The sequence below is a fragment of the Paenibacillus marchantiae genome, assembly GCF_028771845.1.
Classification (GTDB): domain Bacteria; phylum Bacillota; class Bacilli; order Paenibacillales; family Paenibacillaceae; genus Paenibacillus; species Paenibacillus marchantiae.
Map to the genome: position 1 here is coordinate 3427691 of NZ_CP118270.1, position 23764 is coordinate 3451454.

Genomic DNA, 23764 nt, shown 5'->3' on the forward strand with positions numbered 1-23764 from the left:
AAAATGATAGGTATTCACGTATGTTGATGAATAGTCACTTTACTTAAGTAGAGTGACTATTATATCTCAAACTATATCCTGAATATGAAGGAGGAGAATCTGTTGATGCTTTCATTGATTTTTGATATGGATGGTACGTTATTTCAGACAGATCGAATATTGGAAACTTCTCTGCATGACACTTTTAATCATCTGAGATCAAAGGAATTGTGGGAGCAGAATACGCCAATAGAAAAGTATCGTGAGATTATGGGAGTTCCTCTGCCCGTCGTCTGGGAGAATTTATTGCCCGGATACTCGGACCAGATTAGACAACAAGCGAATGAATGGTTTCATGAGAAGTTGATTGCGAATATCGAGGCAGGCCATGGTGCCCTGTACCCGTACGTAGAAGAGTTCTTTCTATACTGCAAAGAGAAGAGTATACCGATATACATAGCGAGTAATGGACAAATCGAATACTTGAATGCCATCGTAACCTATTATCATTTGGATGAGTGGGTAACGGAAACCTTCAGCATACAGCAGATTTCATCACAAAATAAGTCTGATCTCGTACGCTCCATCGTGGAGAAATATAAGATCACTCATGGCATGGTTATCGGGGATCGCTTGTCTGACATTAAGGCGGCGAAGGATAATGATTTAATTTCCATTGGATGTAATTTTGACTTTGCTCAAGCCGATGAACTAGCTCAGGCGGATCGGGTTATTGATAGCTTCGAGGAGTTGAAGACTTTAATCGGTGTACTGTAAAATGGATGCGACAAAAAAGCGGCCCATGTGGCCGCTTTATTAATTAATTATTTAAAGAGATTAACTCCAATATTTCTTGATAATTTCATCACGTCCGGAATAAATCCGGGATTCTTTATAATATTTCGGATCTTTGCGATGGAAATTTTGATGATATTCTTCTGCCGGATAAAATACGGAGGCTTCCTCAATGGCAGTAACGACAGGTTTATCGAATCGGCCTGTTTTGGCAAGTTCCTCTCGTGATTTCAGGGCCAATTGGCGTTGCTCTTCATTGTGATACAGGATGGCAGCCCGATATTGGCTTTTGCGATCATTACCCTGACCCGTGGCATCTGTGGGATCGATCTGCGGCCAGTACAGCTCAAGCAATTTCTCATATGGGAAAATGGCTGGATCAAACGAGATTTGCACAACTTCCAAATGCCCCGTGTCCCCGGTCAATACTTGCTCATATGTAGGGTTTTCTACGGTTCCACCCATGTATCCGGATATAATCCCGTGAATGCCGGGCTGCTCTTCAAAGGGACTTACCATACACCAGAAACATCCCCCGGCAAACGTTGCTTTTTCAATCACTGCTATTCCCCATTTCTCAGTTGTGTTTAATCAAGATTACTATGAATACTAGTCATAACGCAATCCATTTGATAGTTCACCCAGCCTCTTCTTTTCAAAAAGTGATTTGTGATAAGGAAGTAATTCTTTTTCATCCTTTACTTATATTGTATAATAATGGATGAGAAAACGGCCTGTTACAGCTTTGGGGCCAATTGAAAACGAAGAGGTGATCAGATGCGGAAACCGATAGATGAACCTATGTTTTATTCATATCCAGGCATGGTGGCGGTAGTGACGTCTCGTCATAAGGGCATGCAGAATGTGATGGCCTCAGGCTGGCATACCTATATTGGGTCGTCTCCCGGAATTTACGGGATATCGCTGAGGAAGGAAACGTACTCTTATGAATTGATTGAGCAGAGTGGAGTATTCGGGGTACACTTCCTTCCGGGTCATCATTCGGAGTGGATTCAGGCTGCGGGAACCTTCAGTGGAAGAGACACAGACAAATTCTCGAAATTCGGGATTACATACGAAGAAGGAATTAAAGTGAATGTACCCATTCTGACTGAATCTTATTTTGCTTACGAGTGCAAGGTAATCGATATCACAACATATGGGGATCATGAATGGATTGCAGGTGAAGTATTACAGCGGTATCAAGACCCGGAATACTTCTTGGAAAATGGAATGGTTAATCTGGACAAATTGCAGATTCCAATGTACGTAGGACGATCCTCTTATCGGATTCTTGATGGGAGTGCGGAGGAGAAGGTTCATCCGTTTTACCTCTAGGGTCCTAGGCACCAAGATGCAATTATGAGCAAAACTTTCAATCCGGCAAGAGATAGGTTTATAATGGTTATTGGCTGCTGAGCAAGTCGGCAGCCTTTTCCTATTGGCATAAGTGTACACTCCAGACCCTCAGAAGGATCTGCTCATATATGAAATAAAAGGTAAGGTAATATTAGCCATTCTATGAAAAATGCTGTATTTAACAATAAAATTAGAGTATGATTTTACAGCTATATATGCTTGGCAGGAAAGGTTACATCGTTTCACTGGATTGTAACTATTACTGTAATTTGTGAATAATCTTTCGGGCGTATAATGCTAAACGGGACATAACGACAAAGATATAAAGAAATCGTAATCATAAAACATCATGGTTAAGTAACACGTCTTCTTTATGTTGTAAATGAATGATGGAAGGTGCAATACGTATGTTAATGACAACCAGAACCACAAGGAGTTCACGAACGCCCCAGACATGGATGATGTCGACTCACATTGTCAAGGAGGGGCTCGCATGTCACAATCGTTGAAAAGCAAGCGGCATATGAACGGACTGGATGGTTTGCGAGCCATCGCTGTGCTTGCAGTAATAGGGTATCATCTGAATTTAGGTTTTATTCCGGGCGGTTTGCTCGGTGTAGGCATTTTCTTTGTTCTATCAGGGTATTTGATTACAGATATTCTTTTGACACAATGGCAGGAGCATGGCCGGATTTCGCTCGGTGATTTCTGGGTGCGAAGAGTAAGGCGCTTGTTACCTGGCATGATCACGATGACTGCAGTGGTGATGATTTGGCTGCTTTGCACAGATCCATCTCGACTGGCTGCGTTGCGTGGTGACATTGTCTCGGGAGTATTATACATAAGCAATTGGTGGTATATCTTTCATAACGTTTCCTATTTCGAAAGTTTCGGCCCTCCATCACCCTTTGGACATTTCTGGTCGCTGGCTGTGGAAGAACAGTTTTACATTGTTTGGCCCCTTCTACTGGTCGCAGCAATCGTTTTGTTCAAAAGAAAGGGATGGCTGGTCGTCTTTATTGTCGTAGCAGCTGAATTGTCTGCTGGTGCGATGGCCATCATGTATAATCCGGATCTGGACCCGAGCCGTGTTTATTATGGAACAGATACAAGAGCATTCGCCTTATTGGCTGGTGCTGCACTGGCCGTGGTATGGCCGAGTCGCAAACTATCGTCATCCCTTGCCCGCATCAATCGCCTTGTCCTGGACGTGTTAGGTTTAGCTGCGCTGGCTTGGTTAATCTACATGATGCTGAATAGCAGCGAGTACGACCCTTCATTGTATCGAGGAGGAATGGTACTTCAGGCTATAGCGACGACTTTGCTCGTAGCTGTACTGGCTCATCCATCATCCTTCCTGGCAAGGCTTATTGGCGCCAAGCCATTGCGCTGGATCGGGGAACGATCCTATGGTTTATATTTGTGGCACTATCCTGTCATTATTCTGACGAGTCCAACGGTAGACACGGGTGGAGCACATCCTGTGCGAATGGTTTTGCAGGTTGCAGCAACGGTTGCACTGGCCTCCTTGTCACTTAAATATATTGAAAATCCAATTCGTCATAACGGATTTCGTGATTCCTGGTCCCGGTTATGGGGAAGAGGGCGCAATGCAACAGGTATTCGCAACGTATGGTGGAAGCGCGCTGGATTGCTGATGAGTATTCTGTTGATGTGCTTTACGGTGTCACAGATGATGATTACGTCAGCAGCGAATTCTGATTCCCATTCGGTATCGATGTCGGCCACGCTGAATGGAGATCATTCCGTAACGGAGGAAAAGGGGCAGGACGTTCTTCCAGCAACAGTGAGCACCTCCGGGGCCAACAACCAACCTGCGCCACAGAAAAACGATAAACCAGCGGCGAACGCTGGAGATCCACCAGGCAAAGGAGAACAGCAAACGACGAAGCCAGGTAATGCTCCGAAATCTGAGGAACCAACTTCAGGTGAGCAGAAAGGATCAACTCCTGGCGACTCGAACCATGCTGTTGGTAAACCCAAAGGAAGCACCGACAATCCTGGAAATCCAGAAGACAACGGTAATGAACAACCCGAGGATCCTGTCAATACATCAGATTCGTCCAAAGAGCAAGAGGAAACAGCCCCTCCAGCCAAAGATGGCAAGATTCATTATACGGTCATTGGAGATTCAGTTATTTTGGACGCCAAGCCTTATCTTGAACAAACCATTTCGGGCGTGCACGTGGACGGTCATATCGGCCGTCAGATGTGGGAGGCTGCCGATGTACTGGATGGCCTGAAGAGAAATAACCAAATGGGCAGTCAGGTCGTACTGGAGCTTGGAACAAACGGTTCCTTCAATTCCAAAAGTCTGAATTCCGTGTTGGATTATTTGAAAGATGAAGAACATGTTTATCTGGTTACTGTGCGAGTCCCTCGCCCATGGGAACGAACCGTGAATAAAGCACTGAACGAAGCGGCGTCAGATTATAGCAATGTATCTCTCATTGACTGGCACACTGCAAGTGAAGGACATGACGAATATTTCGAAAAAGATGGTGTACATCTGACGAAGGAAGGTTCGGAAGCTTTTGCAGCACTTGTGAAAGACAGTATGAAATAAATCAGAACTTATCTATTCATTTATTTATAAATTCAAGAATGGTTCCCGAATCCACATACAGAAAGAGCTCTCATGATGAGGGCTCTTTCTGTATGTAGCAAAGATTGCAGGATCAACGGGGAATCCGATATTTTTCACCCCTGCATCCGTGCATCGTCACCTTACAGAATGATAGCGTTACCATTTACAATAAGTGTATACAAATCGCCAAGGGGGACTATAGAGATGTTGAAAAAATGGCTTTCGGGAATATTGGCAATGACGCTATTTTCTATCGTTCTGGCTGGTTGCGGCGGCGGGGACAGCTCAGAAAGCAGCGACAGCAAGGATAAAGTAACCGTCACTATATGGCACAACTGGACTGGACAGGACGCCAAAGCGGTGGCGATGCGCAAAATCATTGAAGACTTCCGTGGGTCGCATCCGGATATTGAAGTCGTGGATGAAGGTCTGCCGACAGATGGCCTCAAAACAAGGCTCCGGACCGTGGCAGCGGCCAATGAAATGCCGGATCTGTTCGTCATGTGGCCGGATGCGATGACCAAGGAGTTTGTGAAAGGGGATCTGTTGCAGCCGATCAATGCCGAGCTGGACGCGAAGCCGGAATGGAAAGACAACTTTATTCCGAACGCTCTGGATGGATATACGGTGGACGGGGATATCTACTCGGTACCGATGAATCTCGCACCCACTTCCTTTATTTATTACAATGAAGCACTGTTTAAGCAGTACAACGTGAAAGTACCTGAAACGTGGGCTGAGCTGGAGCAGGCCATCGCTACATTTAATGAGAACAAAGTAATACCGATCGCACTGGGGAACAAGGCCAATTGGGTGGCTCAATCCACGATCTTCAGTACACTGGCTGACCGGGTAACCGGCACAGACTGGTTCTTAAAAGCAACAGCGCAGGATGGGGCCAGCTTTACAGACCCACAATTCATCCAGGCGCTGGACAAAATGCAGGAACTCGGTAACAGCAAAGCATTTCAGGATGGTTTCAACAGTATTGACGAAACACAGATGATGCAGCTGTACTTCCAGGGAAAAGCAGCGATGGTGATGAACGGCGGATGGGCATTGGCCAACCTCGTCAACAACGCACCGGAAGACATTTTGAACAATACACACATAACGATTTTACCAGCAGTAGATGGAGGCCAGGGTGAGGACAGGACGACATCGGGAGTTGTGGGGACAGGCTTGGGTGTAAGCAAAAAGTTAAGCGGTGCCCAGAAGGATGCGGCCATGGAGCTATTCTACGCTTTGGCAGGCCCTGACGGTCAGAAAGCAACTCTGGATAGCAGCACACTCGTCAGCTACAAGATTGATCTGGACAAATCAAAAGCCCATCCATTGTTTGTGGAGCTCTATGACTTAATGCAGGAAGTAAAGATTACTCCGGTGTATGATTCCAAACTAGGATCTGCAACCGTCGAGGTTATCAACAATGGATTGCAGGAGCTATTGATGGGTGGTAAAGCCGCAGATATCGCGAATAAAATCCAGGCATCGCAAGCCAGTGCAGTGGGAAATTAAGGTCATAGGTCATTCCGATCCAGATCTGGATGAGCTGAAAGATGCTTTGCGGTAAGATTCAGACCCCTTCCCGGTAGGGGAGGGGTTTTGCATTGATATCAAGGGTTGTAATTACCAAAGGTTTGATGAAAGGAAGTGAGCAAGATGAACGCATTGCGCAGTCGACGTTTTATTATGCTGGGGCTCGCTCCGGCAGTTCTAATTTACGCTTTGTTTGTATTTGTGCCGGTTGTATGGTCAGCGTACTATGGATTCTTCAACTGGTCGGGAATCGGAGAGTCAAAATATATCGGACTGGATAACTATGTGGAAATATGGCATGATTCCGTATTTTGGCGGGCACTGAAAAACAACGTCATTTTTGTTCTAGCTTCAGTATTTGGGCAAATTCCGTTAGCGTTGATGCTGGCGGTCATTTTGCACAAAAGCAATCCGTTACAGCGTTTTCTGCGTTCAGCCGTATTTCTGCCGATGGTATTATCCACAGTAGTTATCGGTATGATCTGGCAATATATCTATCACCCGCAGATCGGGATACTGAACTTCCTACTGGATGCATTAGGGCTGGAAAGCTGGAAGCTGCAGTGGCTTTCAGATGACAAAATCGCCATTTTCTCCTTGGTGCCACCGCTGCTCTGGAGTTTTGTCGGTTTGTACTTGATTATCTTCATCTCGGCGCTGCAGAATATTCCGGGCGAAATCCATGACGCTGCCAAGATTGACGGTGCTTCCGGAATTCGCAAGCTGGTTTCCATTTCTTTGCCCATGATCTGGGGAACGGTTCAGGTGGCGATCATTCTATGTATCTCGGGCAGCCTAAAATCATTCGATCTGGTGTACATCATGACCAAAGGCGGCCCGGCGCATGCGACAGAGCTGCTGGCAACGTATATGTATAATTCAACCTTCAACACGTATCGCTATGGCTTCGGGAGTGCTATCTCGACCACCATTGTGCTAATCTCCCTGCTGCTGATCGGAACAAGCCAGTGGGCGACAAGCCGTAAGAGAAAAGAGAATTAGGAGAGAGGGGGGAATGTAATGAGTGTTACACCGTTATCGATGCCAACACCAGGGAATACTTCAGGCCATCCGGTTCGCCAATTCCGTAGTGGAATTGTTTGGACGCTGTTGACGGTCTATGGTATTTTAACATTGTATCCGTTCTATTGGCTTGTGATCAGTGCATTCAAAACGAATGAAGATTTCTATAGCAGGCCCTTCGGGCTTCCGGAGAAATGGAACGTGGAGAATTTCAGTAATGCTTGGGAAAGCTCAAAGCTGGGAACCGCTTTTGGCAATTCCCTGATTGTGTCCGTAGGTTCGCTTATCATAACGCTGTTTATAGCAGCGCTGGCCTCATTTATACTTGCACGTTTCCAGTTTCGTTGGAAAGGGTTGATCATGACCTTCTTCGTTGTAGGTATGCTGATTCCCATTCATAGCACATTGGTTCCGTTATTTATTTTGATGAAACAGATGTCTCTGCTGAATACGTATTGGGCACTGATATTGCCGTATACCGCATTTGCGTTGCCAACCGCGATATTTGTGCTAACAGCTTATTTGACTAGCATTCCACGTGACATTGAAGAGGCCGCTTTTATTGATGGAACAGGTCTATGGGGGCTGTTCACCCGGATCATGCTTCCCATGTCTGTGCCTGCCTTGTCAACGGTCACTATTCTAAGTTTTCTACACGCATGGAATGACTTTTCATTCGCACTCGTGTTTATTAACAAAACAGGGTTGAAAACGTTACCGCTCGCGATCGCCAACTTTGCCGACGGATATCAGACCGATTACGGTCTGACTCTTGCTGCCATGACCTTGTCCGTAATCCCGACCATCATTCTATACCTGGTATTTCAGGAACAAGTCATGAAAGGCATGACGGCCGGAGCAGTCAAAGGTTAAATGAGAGCGCATCCAGAGGAGGAAAAGGTGTGGGACGCTGGCTAACATCTTCACTGCAGCGGAAGCTGTCCGTCGTGGTTACGGCTTCCATGATTGTGCCGCTGCTGGCACTGGGGCTGTTCGCCTTTCTGATCTCTTCCCGCATCACAGAGCAAAAAACAAAGCTTTCCGGCATGGACACACTGAAGCAGGTAGAAGCGAATTTGCGCTATATGCTGCAGGATGCCGAGACATTATCGATTTTTTTGATTGGAGAAAGGGACATTCAGCAGTATTTGAGTAGCGATGAGGACGATGTGCAGGAGCGTGTGGATATTCTGGGCAGGATGACCAATTTGGCCGCTTCCAAAAAATATATTGCCAACATTGCCATCTATCCGGAACGTTTCGATGCGGCTCTGTCCACGGCTACATGGTATGAATCATCCAATGTAACTTATCCTCCTGCTCCGCGTGGTGATGCGGTTAAAGCATGGACTGGCGTATATCCGGTTCAGAATTATGCGGGTATCCAAAATGTAATAACATTGGTTCGACCCATTCGCAGCATTCATGATTATCGGCCCATCGGATGGCTGGCGATCAGTCTAGATGAGAAGGCAATCTCGAAAGGATGGGCAGCGCTGGGACTGGGTATGGGCGAAGGTCGACTGGAACTGATCGGTCCCACTGGAGAGATTTTGTCTTCCATGGACAAATCCCGTCTTGGACAGTCACTGGAGAAGATCGAGCCTGAAGTACATACGCTGATCCAACAGGAAGTCAGTGGAACAGCCACGTATGGCAGCGGCAATGAGAAACGTACTTTGCTCTATTATCCGGAACTGTTGACAGATTGGACGCTGACCGGAACGGTTCCCTACGATCAGTATAAGTCCGAAAACGGTTATATTCTGATCCTAACTGCTGTTGCAGTGACGCTGTCTGCTGCGATCAGTGCAGGACTGGTCTGGTTTACGGTGCGACGAGTCACAAAGCCGCTGAGAGTTCTTACGAGACATTTGTCCCGAATGGACCCGGATCGACCGATGCCCCTATTTCGATCGGAAAGTGATGATGAAATCGGCAAGCTGGGAGAGAGTTATAATTTGCTCGGTGCACATATTGAGAGACTGAAGGAAGAGGTTATCCGTGGTGAAACCCGCAAGAAGGAAGCTGATCTCAGGGCACTTCAGGCGCAGATCAATCCTCATTTTCTGTATAACACCCTTTCATCCATTCACTGGATTGCCTTGATGTCTGAGGAAAAGCGGATCGCAGAGATGGTTGAGGGATTGAGTGATTTTTTGCGCATCAGTTTGAATCAGGGTAGGGATTATTGTCCAGTTGGGCAGGAGATTGCCCACATTCGCCATTATGTTCGTGTACAATCCATCCGATTTCCCGACAAGTTCGCCGTGCATTATATTGTGGATCCGGCACTTGAACAGCGAATGATGCTGAAATTGCTGCTCCAACCACTTGTCGAAAATGCCATGATTCACGGAATTCAGCCAAAAGCGGGTATGGGCACAATTACGATCATGATTCGTCAAGAACAGGAACGAATGAATGTGCTGGTTCTGGATGACGGGGCTGGCATGGAGCGGGACAGACTTGAGCATGTCAGAAGCAGCCTTGTGTCATCGGATGAGGAAGAGCACCATGATTCAAACCACTACTGGACGGAGAAAGAGCCAATGAAGCAAACATCCCAAGGGGGTTACGGACTCCGCAATGTGAACGAGAGACTACTGCTTCATTACGGAGCGGAGGCGCAGCTCGAAGTGGACAGCCGGGTCGGAGGTGGAACCCGGATTTCATTTTCCATTCCAATCCTGGAGGAATCACGATGAGATTACTGATTGTTGATGATGAAGTAATTATCCGCACAGGGCTCGCCAGTGTAATCGCTTGGCATGAACTGGGGATTGAGCTGCTTTCGCCAGCAGCCTCGGCAGAAGAGGCGTTAACACGCATGGCCGAGGAGAGGCCACATATTCTGATGACTGATATTCGGATGACGGGAAGGTCGGGGCTTGAACTGGCTGAGGAAGGGCGGCATATGCTGCCGGAACTCGAGGTCATTATTTTATCGGGATACGATGACTTCTCTTACGCTCAGCAAGCGATTCGTCAAGGTGTCACGGATTATCTGCTTAAGACGAGTAAACCGGAAGATATTATCAAGACGGTGCTTCAGGCCAAACAACGGATTACCGAACGATGGGCTGAGAAATCAAGAGAAGGGCAGCTACTGCGAGAGAACAAACAGCGCCTGTTCGCTGGATGGATCATTGATGGAGACGTTGAATCAAGCCCTTGTCCTGTATTTCTCCAGTCGGGAATGAATGTGCAATCGGAATATTCCTCAGACAAGGAGCAAGTGCAGAGACAGATTCTTATTTTAAAAGCTGAGGGGTGGAATCATTCTTCGGTTACTTTACTGAACTTTGCCGTGCAAAATATGCTGGAGGATGTTCTGTCAGGCGCAATTGCACACATTCAAAAAGACCGGATTATCTGTGTTGTACAGCTGCCGCCGAATGAGCAGGATTTCCAATTTACTTTGGGGATTGCGTTAACCCGGATGGAGCAACTGTTGAAATGTACATTGCGTGCAGCAGTAGGTCGACCCTGTATGGAGGTTCAACTTCTGCATGAGAGCTACCGAACAGCGTCGATTGCATACCGTTACCATGGGTTACTTGAAGACAGGATATGGCAATATGAAGACGTTTTGCACCGCATAGGAGGCAAAGCCGTCCTTCAGCATGAGGAAGAAACTACCCTGGGGACATTGTTAATGGATAACGACTCGATTATGCTGACCACATGGACGCGAGAACTGGTGAATGAACTCCTGTTGGACCCCGAAGTAACGCCAGAGTCTTTTGATGCCTGTCTGCATGCTGCGGTGAATGCCGGACAGCGCTGGTTGATTCGCACGATGCGGGCCATTGGAAGAGACGATCTGGAACGATTCGAACCATGGAGGCCAAACCCGGATGCCGATGCTGGTGAACTTCGTGATCTGCTGTTTCATCATTTATATGGGCTGATGCATACCTATCACAGCCAGATGGGACAAGGGCGGACCACCCATGTACAGAAGGCTATTGCTTATATGGAATCTGGATTGGCACAGGATATTAGCCTGCAATATGTCGCAGGTCAGGTTCATCTGCATCCGGGCCATCTCAGTGAACTGTTTAAGAAGGAAACGGGCGTCACTTTTGGTGATTTTGTAACTGGCATGCGAATTCGACGCGCGATGGACATGCTGGTGGTTTCTCCCGCAAAAGTAAGTGAAGTGGCGGCTATCAGCGGATATGAGGACGTTAAGTATTTTAGCAGGCTGTTCAAAAAACATACAGGCAAGACTCCGAGTGAGTTTCGCGAGGAGGCCGTGTCGTACAAGACTTCCGGACATTAAAGGTTAGCAGGCTAAAGAACGAACGAAGTCATTTTTATATTGCAAACGTTTTCGATATTTTATTACCAAGGAAACTGGGGAGCGAGGCAAGGATGAAGATGATTAATTCAAGTCAGGATTTGTCAGGACAATGGAAAATACAGCATTTCGAGGTTGGGGAGAAGCGGCCCATGGATGTTGCAGCGGCAGCGCTGGATGATCGATTTTGGATCGGAGCGGAGGTGCCAGGGGATGTGCACACCGCTCTGGTGGAACGCAGCATCATTGATCCGCCCTACTATGGGCATAACGATGCCAAGAGTCGATGGATCGAGCAGAAGGAATGGTGGTATCGTACTAGCTTCAACCTGTCGAAGGATGGGGAAGCAGAGGAGTACTTTGAGTTAATATTCGACGGGTTGGATACGTTCGCCACCGTATATGTGAACGGACATGAAGTGGGGCAAACGGCTAATATGCTCATGTCCCATAATTTCGATGTGACTACACTAGTTCGTAATGGCTGGAACGCCTTAGCGGTCAAGTTCGATCCCCTTTATCTGCATCACAGAGACAAGGAAACGTTTGACTGGTCTTCGTATACGAAGGAACGGCCATGGTTGCGCAAAGCTGCGATGAATTTTGGCTGGGACTGGGGTCCACGGATGGTCACCGTAGGAATTTGGGGAGGGGTACGTCTTGAAAGACGAACGATTGCAAAGCTGGAGAACGTATATGCACGTACCGAATCAGCCAGCAAGCAGCAAGCAGTTGTCCATGTCACTGCGGATGTGAAGTCCGTATTGTCTTTCCGTAGCAGACAGAAACGTGAAAAAGCGGTGGCCCTGTCTTGTGATATCCGTTTACTGGACGCGAGTGGACATGAAGTGGCACGGTCAGCCGAAGCAGTTGTGGAAAATGGTCTCGCCGATACAATACTAAAATTAGATTCACCACAATTATGGTGGACGCATGATTTGGGTGAACCTTACTTGTACAGGATGGAAGTTACGCTATTTGCCGATGGGGTGGAAGTAGATCGTTACAACGAGCCTTATGGTGTACGAACCATTGAACTGGCGCTTCATAATGATCAGGGTGAGGATGCTTTTACGTTTATCCTGAACGGAGTGCGTGTGTACGCGAAGGGAGCCAACTGGATTCCGGCCGACCATCTGATTGGTGCCATCCCGGCCTCCCGGTATCGTGAGCTGATCGAGTTGACCGTGGAAGGGCATATGAATATGCTGCGTGTCTGGGCGGGCGGTATATATGAAAAGGACGTCTTCTATGATGAGTGTGATCGGCAAGGCGTACTGGTGTGGCAGGATTTTGCTTTTGCCAACGCCTTATTCCCTGATTTCAATCGGGACTTCATGAACAATGTACGGGATGAGGTTGAAAATAATGTCTTGCGCCTGCGCAATCGTGCCTCGCTTGCACTCTGGTGTGGCAATAACGAAATTGACTGGCTATATGACATGAAGTCCGCCAGTGGAGATATTACCAGCCCCTTCTATGGAGAGCTGATCTACCATGAGCTGATACCGGAAGTGCTGGAGCGGTTGGATTCGTCTCGTCCATACTGGCCTTCCTCACCGTATGGGGACAGTCACGGCAATGATGCCAACGATCCGGCTGTGGGGGATCGTCATAACTGGCAAGTATGGCATGGTTCCGTGTATCCCCGAAAACACGGCGAGCCGCCACTGCTGAATTACAGTATTGAGGGCGTGACTTTCAAAAACTATAAAAAAGATAATGCCCTGTTCAGCAGTGAATTCGGCATGCACGCCTCGGCCAACCGCTACACACTGGAGAAAAACATGCCTGCAGGGCAATTTTACTGGGGCAGCCCCGAAATGGCCTATCGGAATAAGGATACCAATCATCAGAAAGGCATTCTTCTAATGGAAGGATATACGGGCATTCCGCAAAATATTGAAGAGTACATGAACTACTCGATGCTGACACAGGCGGAAGGACTACGGTATGGCATTGAACATTTCCGGCGGATCAATCATCGCAATAGTGGAGCCCTTGTGTGGCAGCTGAATGACAGCTGGCCAGGCACAAGCTGGTCCATGATTGACTACGAGCTGCTGCCGAAGGCCTCCTTTTATTACGGAAAAGTATTCTTTCACCCGATACTGCTGTCTCTGGAACATGAACCGGGTGAGTTGCTTACGTTATGGGTTGTGAATGATACACGTGACACTCTGAAGGGACAGCTTCGACTTAATGTCTATGGATTGAATGGGGAAAAAGTATACTCCAGCTCGCATCATGTGGAGACAGGTTCGCAATCCGCTAATCGCATTGCAGAGCTGAGCGAAGCGGAAGTATTGGGAGGCAAATTGGCAGATGAAGTGATGGTTGAATTGGTAGCCGAAGGTTTCACTGCACCACTCAATCGATATTTCTTACGTGATCCGAAGGATGTTAACCTGCCTCAATCTCAGCTCAGTGTACATGTGAACGAAGAGGAGCAATCCGTGTCGGTTACAGCCATTGGTGCAATTGCACGGTTGGTGAAGCTCGAGCTGCCCCTCGGACGCGTTCGTTTTAGTGATAACTATTTTGATCTTCTCCCTGGTGAGAGCCGTACGGTGAGATTACGTCATCCCGATAAGTTGTCTCTGCCGATGACTGAGCTACGGGTAAGCGCCATGAATGGCAGTGAAGCCTGATCCCTAATTGTTTTTCCACAAAGAACAAAACAGCCGATGCTTCCCCAACAGGGAGTCATCGGCTGTTTGTTGATTTACGCGGTATGTGAATAACACGCCCCATTATTGAAAAGATTCGTACCGCTGCTGGAACGAAGACTCCATCTCCAGTTGCCTAGCCAACTGCTGCTTCACTTTTTCTCCACGTCGGGCCTGCAGCTCTTGCAGCCGTTCTGTAGAAGTGAATTGATCGGCTGCCATATCAATGAGCAGCTCAGCGAGCACGTCCGCATCTTCCAATGCGGCATTCAATCCAAAAGCGCCCGTTGGAGTCATTGTGTGAGCCGCATCACCAAGCAAGACCACATTGTCCTGTGCCCACGAATCGACGAAACTGCTCTCAACGGATAACAAAACAAAATCACTCCATGTCTGGATATGTTGAGCTACCGAATCAGCGAGACAGGGGAAGGCCGCCACGAGTTTCTGTACAAAGGGAGCAAAAGGCTGTTCACGCAGCTTGGAGAAGGACCCTTGCGGGATGTTCCATCCGATCTGTACGTATCCTCCAAATTGTGAGAATAGCGCCAACTGCTGACCATCCATACTGGCCATTCGAACAGCAGGTTCCCAGCCTGCTGGAGCAGGAATGCGAGCCCATAACAGATCGTATCCATGTTTGCGGATATCCGGGGTCAGACCAGCGTGTCTGCGTACAGCTGAATATCTGCCATCTGCACCAACAATAACCGCTGCTTCAATGGAAGCAGGCCGTCCTTCTTGCCGAATGTTGATGCCAACCGTGTGGTCAGCCTTATTCCGTAATAATCCAGTCATAACCGTATTATAAAGGACTTGTTCGTTTTCCTGGTTCTGTGATTGTGACACGATGACTTCCAGCAGATGATCCTGAGGCACATGAATGCCCACATGGGATTCTTGCTCTCCAGGGAAAATGGTGTGGATGATCTGACCGTTCTCCCAATATTGAATTTGCTCCAGAGGCAGCACGCCACGCTGGGTTACAGAAGGGTATAACCCATGTTTATTCAATACATGTTCACCATCTGCATTAAGCACTTCGCCACGAAACGACTTAAGAAGGTGCGGCTGGCGCTCGATCAGAATGGTGGATATTCCCTGCCGTTTCAGCAGGAATGAGAGTAGAGCCCCACCAGGACCAGCTCCCACAATACAAACGTCAGTTTTTAAATACGAATTTTGATTCATGTGTAAAATTCCCTTGCAATATAATGGATGAATAACCTATTACTTTATAATAACAGATTTATAAAAATCATTAAGTAACTAAAAGTAACTTTAAAGATATACGTTATTATAAACAAATTCAATCCAATAATGCAATAGAATCCTTCTATTTCTCTACAGGAAGGAGGATTCAAGCCTGCGGTACTGCTTTTCAGCTTATGAGCGCAGGCTTGATAAGAACAGCAAATTCTTTTAAGGGAAATACTCTGATATCTATGTGATCAGTCGGTTGGTTATGCGAGCCACGCGTTCTCCCAGAGCTTTACCCAGTGCTATGCCCTGTTCGCTGAGCAGATCATCACTGTCCACCGGACAAGTCACCCCAACACCATAATAGGAGCCATATAATGCATTATCTGCAAAGTTTCCAGGTAGTCCGGTAATGATCATGCCCTGATGGAGCATGGGTGTCAGCAGATGAATTAACGTTGACTCCAGTCCACCATGCTCGGTTGCGATGGTACAGAACACCGCACCTACTTTGTCTACAAGCTTGCCCTCTGCCCAGAGGTAGCCCAGCTTGTCGATCCAATTTTTCAACCCGGAGCTGATGGAGCCAAAATGTCCGGGGCAGCCCCAGATAATGGCGTCCATTTCCACCAGCTTGTAAATGTCGGCTTCTTCTGTGGAATGCAAATGAACGGTTGCACCATGCACGCTGGCTGCGCCAGCAGCAATCGACTCGGCAAGCGCTCGTGTATGACCGCCTTCACTATCGAAAACAATATAAATGTTCATTGCTTGATTCCTCCTTGTGTGGTTATCTGTTCATGCTATAAGGTAGCTTGTCACATGAAACGGCAAAATAAGCATGAACTTTACAGACAAGTAAAGGGTTTTGGGAAACAAGCACATTTTTCACAAACAAAATAGTACAAATATGTTACAATATAAGGTAGGTTATGATCAAAGGTAGGAGGAACGTTTATGAGCCCGGATACGGAGCGAAACTCTCAATTGGCAAATGTCGATCAATTGTTGGAGGCCTTCTTCAGATATAAAAATAAAGTATTGGATCAGCAGCAAAGAAATGAAACAAACTGCAAATTGAATCCGACGAAAAGTCATATATTGGGCATGATTTTGCGTGAAGAACGCTGTATGGCTGTGGATGTGGCCAGACAACTTAGTCTATCTTCTGGAGCAACCACAATTGTGCTGAATCAACTGGAGAGCGAAGGTCTGATCCAGCGGGTGCGCAGTGAAGAGGACCGAAGAATTGTATGGTTATCTTTAACTGAAGATGGGAAGCAGCTTGCAAGAACGTTGATTTATAATCGCGGTCGGATGACGTGGGAACTTTTGCAGGCGCTTACGGAAGAGGAACAACTGCAGATGTTTGGCATGCTGAAGAAAATTGAGCTGAAACTGCTGGAAAAAATGAAAACGTTGGAACAAACGCATCGCTAAATATATGGTGTGTAAAACGCCAGCCTTCAAGAATTTGAGCCCGCTTTGGGACTTGAATCTTGAAGGCTGGCGTTTTAATTTTTTCAATTAAAGATGGAAACGTTGAATGTGATCAGTCAGACCTTCCTGGATCAGAATTTCCTTCTGTTTTTTACCGAGCAGGTCAAAATGGGGGAAAGGCTGACGCCGATGGATGTAACGTGGGTCGAGTCCATGCTCTCTACACCAGTCCTCAAGCCGTTTCAGATCCGAACAGCCCACTTTGGTCACACTGGTAATGCCCGGAAAACGGTTGTCGATCCAGAAATGAGTGAGATAGGCAAGGTCGCCACGAGATACACGTTCTTTCCACTCGGCCAGCTCCTGTCGTTTAATTCCAAATGCCATAGACACCAAGTTCCTTTCCAAACGGGTATTGTCCTGAGCATATTGTAACATCTTATAAACAGAACCAATCAGAAATCTGCAATCGGACTGTTGTCCATTCGCTTTGGACGGGTATTAATATGACAACATTTTTATAATAAACTTTGGTTTATGTTAAAATAAGGTACACAAAATGGTTTTCACCACTTCATTATACGGAAAGGGATTGTCATCATGGAACTATTTATCGCCGTGCTTGTTTTGCTGGTACTGATCGGTTTATCGAATATTTTGAACCGATTTGTACCCTTTATCCCCATTCCGTTGATTCAGATTGTTCTCGGTGTAGCCATTGCACTATTACCTGCGGGTGTGCATCTGCCACTGAATCCGGAATTGTTTTTCGTACTCTTTATCGCTCCGTTGCTGTACAACGACGGGAAGCGAACACCGAGGCACGAGCTGTGGAATCTAAGAGCGCCCATCCTTCTGCTGGCCCTGGGCCTTGTATTTGTAACGGTTGTCGTGGCAGGATATGCCATTCACTGGCTCATTCCAACCATTCCGCTTCCTGCGGCTTTTGCACTTGCGGCAATTCTGTCCCCGACAGACGCTGTGGCTGTAGGCGCTATGGCAGGTCGTGTGCATTTACCCAAGAGCATACATAGGCTTCTTGAGGGAGAAGCATTAATGAATGATGCATCCGGTCTGGTTGCATTCAAATTTGCGATTGCCGCCACGGTTACAGGGGTATTTTCCCTGGCTCAGGCGTCATTTAGTTTTATACTTATCGCGATTGGCGGGTTGCTGATTGGTGCCTTATTATCGTTCCTGTTGATCCGATTGGGTGTCTGGATTCGGCGTCTGGGGATGGAAGATGTAACGATTCATATGTTATTGCAAATTCTAACGCCCTTCGTCATTTATCTGGTCAGTGAAGAGGTCGGTGTTTCGGGCATTCTTGCGGTCGTCGCTGGCGGGATCATTCATGCTATTGAGCGTGATCGGACCGAGTCTGTACAACTGAAGATGCAGGTGGTATCTGCCAGTACCTGGTCTGTCATTTTATTTATTTTGAACGGATTGGTCTTTGTCATTCTGGGGGTACAGATCCCGGATGTGCTGAGTACCATCTTCGAGAATGTCTCGTTTGATAACCTTCAAGTACTCGGATATGTGGGCCTCATTTCAGTGCTATTGTTGGTACTTCGTTTTGTCTGGATCTATCTGTTCTGGAAAGGAAATGAAAATTCCGGTGAGGCGTTGTCCAGCGGGAAGCCTCGGCTGAAAGAAGTTACGATCATTACTCTTTCGGGTGTGAGAGGGGCTGTAACGCTGGCGGGGGCATTCTCCATTCCTTATGTTCTCCAAGACGGGTCTCCTTTTCCTGAAAGGGATCTGATCATTTTCCTGGCCGCAGGTGTGATACTGTTCACTCTGATTGCTGCAAGTGTGTTCCTTCCTATTCTTGCGAAGAACGAAGATAAAGCGGAAGAAGGTACACCGCAAACGACAGAAAGAAAAGCACAGGATATTATGCTGAATGCTGCCATTCGTGCAGTGAAGTCGGAAATGAACGACCAGAATAAAGCTGCTGCGCTTGCGGTTGTTTCCGATCTGTCGAAGTATATCAGGCAGGCGGCTGGCGAGCTTACTGCCGGTAAGCGCAAGGACATTTTAAAACAGGAAACAGCAATTAATCTCATCGGTACACGGGCTGAACGCAAAGAAATTGAGAATATGATGGATGAAAATGTAATTGCTTCGGAAGCCGCCTTTAGATGTAACAGCTGGTTGGATCGAAAGGAAATGATGCTTGCAAACCGCACGAATACACAGATGATGTTCTCACTCAGTGAAATTGGACGATTGTTTGGACATGTGTTTACGAATCGTTCACGGAAGCCGGATCAGCCATTTATGATTGAAAATGCAGATCTGTTCCGTCAAGTGAAGATGCGTACCTCTGAAGCAGCGATCAAGGCGATTCGTGCTCATATGAACGATAGTAACCGGATTGTGGCTCTGTCAGTCATCTCCAGATATGAGCGGGTAATTGCCAAATTACGCACCTGGAATCAGGGCAAAACGGAAGATCCATTTGATCAGGAAAAGCTGGAATTGCAAATGGTGGCGATGCAGGAGCAGCGTAATACCATACAGCAGCTATACGAAAATGGCGAAATTAACCGCGATGTGGCTGCAAAACTCCGCCGTTTCATCAATGATGTGGAAGCTACAGCGCTGAAAAACACCTAATCCGATAAACCCGATATTTTAAATATGCTTAACCCTCTGATATAATATATGTGAGTTACCAACGCTCAGAAAAGGAGATGGATGAGACATGGCAGAACAACGTACTCGCTTGGGCAAAACCGATCTGATTGTTAACCCGATTGGATTGGGGGCTAATGCAGTAGGAGGACATAACATCTATCCGAATATGCTGAATGATGAGACAGGTAAGGATGTCGTTCGTACAGCTTTGAAACAGGGTATTAACTTTTTGGATACTGCTTTCATCTATGGACCTGAGCATTCAGAACGCTTAATTGGTGAAGTGCTGAAAGAAACGGGTCAGCGTCAAGATACTATCATAGCAACGAAAGCTGCACATAAATTCGTGGATGGTAACGTAGTCTTTGATAACTCGCCTGCTTTCCTCAAAACCTCTGTAGATGAGGCATTGAAACGCTTGCAGACAGATTATATTGACTTGTTCTATATTCATTTCCCGGATGAACTTACACCGAAGGATGAGGCTGTAGGTGCGCTGAAACGTTTGAAGGACGAAGGTAAAATCCGTGCCATCGGAGTTTCCAATTTCTCCATTGATCAGCTGCGTGAGGCAAATCGGAATGGAGATGTGGATGTGCTGCAGTCTGAATATAATTTGTTCAAAAGAGAAGCGGAGAAGGAATTGCTGCCCTATACGGCAGAGCATGACATTTCTTTTGTACCTTACTTCCCTCTGGCAGCAGGTCTGCTGGGTGGCAAATATAATCGTGATACAACCTTCCAGGATGGACGGGCGAAGAACCCGTTATTCACAGGGGAAGCCTTTATTCAGAATCTGGACAAGGTGGAACAACTACGCAGCATTGCACAGTCCAAGGATGCTGAGGTCGCCCATCTCGTTCTGGCCTGGTACCTGACTCAGCCGTCCATTGATGCGCTCATTCCTGGTGCCAAGAAACCAGAGCAGGTCATCAACAATCTGAAAACACTGGATGTTGAGCTCACAGCTGAGGAAATTGCAGTCATTGATCAAATATTTCGTTAAATAGTTCTGGTGAATCGGGAAATGCTAACAGGGAGTTTACGTTTGAAGATAAAGAGAGGACATAAACATGAACCTGAAGGCAGCCCGATGCATCGGATTGTGTACGCTGGTTTTTTTGCTTGGCAGCAGTTCTGCCTACGCCAAACCTGTGCAGAAGAACCGACAGTATTATGAGGAACGGGGAGAGATTGTGTGGGAGGTTCCCACACATGACAAACTCATCGCACTGACCTTTGATGATGGGCCAGATCCGGTCCAGACCCCGCAAATTCTGGCTTTACTCGAGCAGTATCAGGCCAAAGGCACTTTTTTTGTGCTTGGCAAATGGGCGGAAAAGTTTCCTGACCTGATCAAACAGGAGCAGCGGGAAGGACATGAAATCGCCAATCATACGTATGCACATACGTACGCGGTCAGGTCAACAAGGGCGGATAAGTACAGCCATGAAATGAACATAGCGGAGAAATCCATTGTTGGAGCAGGGGCGCAGCGTCCGACGTTGTTTAGACCCCCGGGAGGCTATTACAATGACATGGTCATTCAGGTCGCCAAGCAGCAAGGCTATACGATTGTGCTATGGTCCTGGCATCAGGACACACGTGATTGGGCTTCACCAGGCGTATCAGCCATTGTGAACAAAGTGCTGAAGAACGCACGTAACGGGGACATTGTTCTGTTTCATGACAAGGTGGAGGGCAAGTCCCAGACGGTTGCTGCGCTAAAAACGATTCTGCCTAAGCTGCAGGAGCAAGGTTATCGTTTTGTAACCGTATCGGAACTGCTTGCTGTTAAGGCGAGAGAGGCTGCCAAGGATGACAATTCATCCTTACCCCAGCATCCATAGCGCAAGCCAAAAACCGCAGGTCTCTGGATTAAAGAGACTTGCGGTTTTTTATTGTTTCAATTGATCTAAGTGAAGCTTGCGGATCTGATCTGTGATACAGGGGTTGTATATAGTATATAGGGTTGCCCAACGCCATTTTAGCGTTCAGTTTTGACTTTACGAGGACGGGAGCGAGCCCGCCGCAGGAATAACGACAGAAACAGACCAATGATTGAAATCCAGGTCGCTACAATGAAAGCATCATTAATGCCTTCAATGGTTGACGTCTGAACAGCGATACCATAGAGCTGCTGTAATGCTAGACTGGTGCCTTGTTCAGGCGGCATTCCTGCCGCAGTAGCCATTTGCGTGCCAAGCATACCGACTTGTTCTGTCAGTGCTACATTGGTTGTAGTCACGGTGTTGCTGTAATCCGCCAAATGAATACCTGCACGTGTCGCCATTACGGTGATGAGCAGGGCGGTCCCGATTGAACCTGCGACCTGTCTGACCGTATTGGACATGGCCGTACCATGACTGGTGAGATGAGGCGGTAATTGGTTTAACCCCTCTGTCTGTACAGACATCATAAGCATGGACATGCCGAAGCTCCGGAACGTGTATAGCATCATGATGTGACCATAAGGCGTCTCCCCCGTCAACTTACTAAACTCAAAGGTGGTGATGGCAGTAATGATCAAGCCGACAATGGCTAGGGGGCGAGAGCCAATCCGGTCAAACAGCGCTCCTGAGATGGGAGACATAACGCCCATTAGCAATGCACCAGGCAGCAGCAGCAACCCGGATTGCAGGGGAGAGAATCCCCTTATATTTTGCAGATAGATCGGTAACAGCAGCATTCCGCCAAAGAGTGCCATGTTAATCGTTGCACTGACCAGCGTTGAGATGGTGAAAATATCGTATTTGAATACACGAAATTCTAGCAGAGGGTTCTTCATGGCCGTTTCTCTGAGTACAAAGAAGACGATGAAGAGCACGCCGATAATCAGTGTCAACAGCACAGTTGCACTGGTCCAGCCTTTATCTCCGGCAGAGCTGAATCCATATAACAGAAAGCCGAAACCGATGGTGGAGAATAAAGCGCCAAAACCATCAAATTTCGGCGAAGTAAGTTTGGACACATTTTTCAGCCAAATGAAGGCAAACAAAATATCAAGCAAGGCAAGCGGGATGACCATATAAAACAGAATCCGCCATGTATAATGTTCCACGATCCATCCAGATAACGTCGGGCCAATGGCCGGAGCAAACATCATGGCAATGCCCATCGTGCCCATGGCAGTTCCCCGTTTCTCAGGAGGGAAAACAGTCAGAAACACGTTCATAACCAAAGGCATAATAATACCGGCTCCACTGGCTTGTACGATACGACCGATGAGCATGACCGTAAATCCAGGACTGATGGCACAGATTAGCGAACCTAACGTAAACAACAGCATCGCAGTCACGAATAATTTGCGGGTTCCGAACGATTCAATCAAGTAGGCGGTAATCGGAATGAGTACCCCGTTCACCAGCAAATAGGCTGTGGACAGCCACTGCACGGTCGTTGCTGATACGTTAAAGTCATTCATCAGATGGGGGATGGCTACATTGAGCAAAGTCTGGTTCAGAATGGCGATAAAGGCGCCGAGCAGCAGGACAGCGATGGTTTTCCCAAGAGGTACTTGATTATCCATCAGCAGCCTTAGATATGAACGCGCACGGTAGCGCTCATGCCGGGAACCACACCCAGTCCTTTATATCCTTCGATCGTAATGATGATCGGGATGACTTGTGTTACTTTGGTGTAATTCGCATTGGTATTGGACGACGGCAGTAGTGAAAAGGAGGACGCAGTGGCAAGTCCGATCTGGTCTACTTTGCCAGTCAATGTGGTGTCTGGAAAAGCATCGACATATACATCGACGATCTGACCCGCTTTAATTTTATCAATCGCGGTCTCGTCTACATTGGCCGTCACGTACAGGTTATTGAAATCATAGGCCCGTGCGAGGGGCGTACCTGCAGATACTAGTGAATTTTCGACGGCGGTCTGTTGTACAATGGTGCCATCAACAGGCATCGTCACGGATGTTGATTTTCCCGCAGCGGTGACGGTGGCAACGGTATCGCCTGCATTAAATGTTGTACCTACCTTGCCTTTCCAGGATCGAAGCTCACCGCCTACTGCGGAAGCCACGGAGATAGGCTGCCCGGTAACAAGCGCATTATCGGTTTTAACGTAGCTGGTGGATTGGTTGTAATAGTAGATCCCGGCAGCCCCGGCTCCCAAAATCACCAGTATAACAATGATATTGATCAAAATGGCACGTGAATTCATGCTGATCATTCCTCCTCAATTCGGTTT

Annotated in this window: 18 protein-coding genes and 1 pseudogene; 13 read left to right on the forward strand and 6 right to left on the reverse strand. The window is 47.2% G+C overall.

The genetic code is table 11. From position 1 onward, the window contains the following. Positions 1-63: 63 nt before the first annotated feature. Positions 64-756: pseudogene (locus PTQ21_RS15760) on the forward strand (HAD family hydrolase); the annotation flags it as partial. A 60-nt stretch (positions 757-816) separates the two neighbouring features. On the opposite strand, the gene msrA reads toward PTQ21_RS15760, so the two are convergent. Continuing rightward, positions 817-1293, reverse strand: a complete 477-nt coding sequence (gene msrA, locus PTQ21_RS15765) for a peptide-methionine (S)-S-oxide reductase MsrA (protein ID WP_274570514.1) — start codon at positions 1291-1293, stop codon at positions 817-819. Positions 1294-1551: 258 nt separating this feature from the next. On the opposite strand from msrA, the gene PTQ21_RS15770 reads away from it, so the two are divergent. The 8 genes from PTQ21_RS15770 (at position 1552) to PTQ21_RS15805 (ending at position 14260) form a co-directional block, all read left to right on the forward strand. Continuing rightward, entirely contained in the window at positions 1552-2112 is a 561-nt protein-coding gene (locus PTQ21_RS15770) for a flavin reductase family protein (RefSeq protein ID WP_090805236.1), read from the forward strand. Positions 2113-2626: 514 nt separating this feature from the next. Beyond that, complete coding sequence (locus tag PTQ21_RS15775; RefSeq protein ID WP_063564752.1) at positions 2627-4720, forward strand: acyltransferase family protein; 2094 nt, start codon at positions 2627-2629, stop codon at positions 4718-4720. 225 nt (positions 4721-4945) lie between these two features. Next, positions 4946-6259 carry an extracellular solute-binding protein gene (locus PTQ21_RS15780; protein WP_274570407.1) on the forward strand — a complete coding sequence of 438 codons (1314 nt, stop codon included), beginning with the start codon at positions 4946-4948 and terminating at the stop codon, positions 6257-6259. A gap of 144 nt (positions 6260-6403) precedes the next feature. Continuing rightward, positions 6404-7282 (forward strand): carbohydrate ABC transporter permease, encoded by an 879-nt coding sequence (locus tag PTQ21_RS15785; protein ID WP_274570408.1) that lies wholly within the window; start codon positions 6404-6406, stop codon positions 7280-7282. Positions 7283-7321: 39 nt separating this feature from the next. Further along, on the forward strand, positions 7322-8176 hold the full coding sequence (locus PTQ21_RS15790) for a carbohydrate ABC transporter permease (protein ID WP_371121405.1): 855 nt from the start codon (positions 7322-7324) through the stop codon (positions 8174-8176). A 29-nt stretch (positions 8177-8205) separates the two neighbouring features. Further along, positions 8206-10011, forward strand: coding sequence for a cache domain-containing sensor histidine kinase (locus tag PTQ21_RS15795; protein WP_090949011.1), 1806 nt, complete (start codon positions 8206-8208; stop codon positions 10009-10011). Continuing rightward, entirely contained in the window at positions 10008-11591 is a 1584-nt protein-coding gene (locus tag PTQ21_RS15800) for a helix-turn-helix domain-containing protein (RefSeq protein ID WP_090805247.1), read from the forward strand. The genes PTQ21_RS15795 and PTQ21_RS15800 overlap by 4 nt, the downstream gene beginning before the upstream one ends. Before the next feature lie 92 nt (positions 11592-11683). Continuing rightward, entirely contained in the window at positions 11684-14260 is a 2577-nt protein-coding gene (locus PTQ21_RS15805) for a beta-mannosidase (protein ID WP_090949013.1), read from the forward strand. Positions 14261-14362: 102 nt separating this feature from the next. On the opposite strand, the gene PTQ21_RS15810 is transcribed toward PTQ21_RS15805, so the two are convergent. Both PTQ21_RS15810 and PTQ21_RS15815 read right to left on the reverse strand, forming a co-directional pair. After that, positions 14363-15469, reverse strand: coding sequence for an FAD-dependent monooxygenase (locus tag PTQ21_RS15810; protein ID WP_274570409.1), 1107 nt, complete (start codon positions 15467-15469; stop codon positions 14363-14365). A gap of 252 nt (positions 15470-15721) precedes the next feature. Continuing rightward, positions 15722-16246, reverse strand: a complete 525-nt coding sequence (locus PTQ21_RS15815; protein WP_063564746.1) for an NAD(P)H-dependent oxidoreductase — start codon at positions 16244-16246, stop codon at positions 15722-15724. Between the two features lie 189 nt (positions 16247-16435). On the opposite strand from PTQ21_RS15815, the gene PTQ21_RS15820 reads away from it, so the two are divergent. Beyond that, positions 16436-16918, forward strand: coding sequence for a MarR family winged helix-turn-helix transcriptional regulator (locus PTQ21_RS15820; RefSeq protein ID WP_274570410.1), 483 nt, complete (start codon positions 16436-16438; stop codon positions 16916-16918). Between the two features lie 87 nt (positions 16919-17005). Here the strand turns inward: PTQ21_RS15820 and PTQ21_RS15825 are convergent, their stop codons facing one another. Continuing rightward, entirely contained in the window at positions 17006-17305 is a 300-nt protein-coding gene (locus PTQ21_RS15825) for a hypothetical protein (RefSeq protein WP_072732330.1), read from the reverse strand. A gap of 213 nt (positions 17306-17518) precedes the next feature. Here PTQ21_RS15825 and PTQ21_RS15830 point away from each other — a divergent pair, with 213 nt between their 5' ends. The 3 genes from PTQ21_RS15830 to PTQ21_RS15840 all read left to right on the forward strand — a co-directional run bounded on the left by PTQ21_RS15830 (position 17519) and on the right by PTQ21_RS15840 (position 21414). Beyond that, complete coding sequence (locus PTQ21_RS15830; RefSeq protein ID WP_063564743.1) at positions 17519-19543, forward strand: Na+/H+ antiporter; 2025 nt, start codon at positions 17519-17521, stop codon at positions 19541-19543. A gap of 88 nt (positions 19544-19631) precedes the next feature. Further along, positions 19632-20570 (forward strand): aldo/keto reductase, encoded by a 939-nt coding sequence (locus PTQ21_RS15835; protein WP_072732331.1) that lies wholly within the window; start codon positions 19632-19634, stop codon positions 20568-20570. A 67-nt stretch (positions 20571-20637) separates the two neighbouring features. After that, positions 20638-21414 (forward strand): polysaccharide deacetylase family protein, encoded by a 777-nt coding sequence (locus PTQ21_RS15840; RefSeq protein ID WP_063564741.1) that lies wholly within the window; start codon positions 20638-20640, stop codon positions 21412-21414. A gap of 137 nt (positions 21415-21551) precedes the next feature. On the opposite strand, the gene PTQ21_RS15845 is transcribed toward PTQ21_RS15840, so the two are convergent. Continuing rightward, positions 21552-23093: a DHA2 family efflux MFS transporter permease subunit gene (locus tag PTQ21_RS15845; RefSeq protein ID WP_274570411.1), complete on the reverse strand. Its 1542-nt coding sequence runs from the start codon at positions 23091-23093 to the stop codon at positions 21552-21554. Positions 23094-23101: 8 nt separating this feature from the next. Beyond that, entirely contained in the window at positions 23102-23737 is a 636-nt protein-coding gene (locus tag PTQ21_RS15850) for a biotin/lipoyl-containing protein (protein ID WP_053783698.1), read from the reverse strand. Positions 23738-23764: the final 27 nt, after the last annotated feature.

Bases quoted from the DNA above. Each gene is read 5' to 3' on its own strand.
- PTQ21_RS15845 (WP_274570411.1), bottom strand. From the start codon at position 23,093: ATGGATAATCAAGTACCTCTTGGGAAAACCATCGCTGTCCTGCTGCTC.
- PTQ21_RS15835 (WP_072732331.1), top strand. From the start codon at position 19,632: ATGGCAGAACAACGTACTCGCTTGGGCAAAACCGATCTGATTGTTAAC.
- PTQ21_RS15790 (WP_371121405.1), top strand. From the start codon at position 7,322: ATGCCAACACCAGGGAATACTTCAGGCCATCCGGTTCGCCAATTCCGT.
- PTQ21_RS15770 (WP_090805236.1), top strand. From the start codon at position 1,552: ATGCGGAAACCGATAGATGAACCTATGTTTTATTCATATCCAGGCATG.
- PTQ21_RS15830 (WP_063564743.1), top strand. From the start codon at position 17,519: ATGGAACTATTTATCGCCGTGCTTGTTTTGCTGGTACTGATCGGTTTA.
- PTQ21_RS15810 (WP_274570409.1), bottom strand. From the start codon at position 15,469: ATGAATCAAAATTCGTATTTAAAAACTGACGTTTGTATTGTGGGAGCT.
- PTQ21_RS15800 (WP_090805247.1), top strand. From the start codon at position 10,008: ATGAGATTACTGATTGTTGATGATGAAGTAATTATCCGCACAGGGCTC.
- PTQ21_RS15840 (WP_063564741.1), top strand. From the start codon at position 20,638: ATGAACCTGAAGGCAGCCCGATGCATCGGATTGTGTACGCTGGTTTTT.
- PTQ21_RS15815 (WP_063564746.1), bottom strand. From the start codon at position 16,246: ATGAACATTTATATTGTTTTCGATAGTGAAGGCGGTCATACACGAGCG.
- PTQ21_RS15780 (WP_274570407.1), top strand. From the start codon at position 4,946: ATGTTGAAAAAATGGCTTTCGGGAATATTGGCAATGACGCTATTTTCT.
- PTQ21_RS15820 (WP_274570410.1), top strand. From the start codon at position 16,436: ATGAGCCCGGATACGGAGCGAAACTCTCAATTGGCAAATGTCGATCAA.
- PTQ21_RS15850 (WP_053783698.1), bottom strand. From the start codon at position 23,737: ATGAATTCACGTGCCATTTTGATCAATATCATTGTTATACTGGTGATT.
- PTQ21_RS15805 (WP_090949013.1), top strand. From the start codon at position 11,684: ATGAAGATGATTAATTCAAGTCAGGATTTGTCAGGACAATGGAAAATA.
- PTQ21_RS15785 (WP_274570408.1), top strand. From the start codon at position 6,404: ATGAACGCATTGCGCAGTCGACGTTTTATTATGCTGGGGCTCGCTCCG.
- PTQ21_RS15775 (WP_063564752.1), top strand. From the start codon at position 2,627: ATGTCACAATCGTTGAAAAGCAAGCGGCATATGAACGGACTGGATGGT.
- msrA (WP_274570514.1), bottom strand. From the start codon at position 1,293: ATGGTAAGTCCCTTTGAAGAGCAGCCCGGCATTCACGGGATTATATCC.
- PTQ21_RS15825 (WP_072732330.1), bottom strand. From the start codon at position 17,305: ATGGCATTTGGAATTAAACGACAGGAGCTGGCCGAGTGGAAAGAACGT.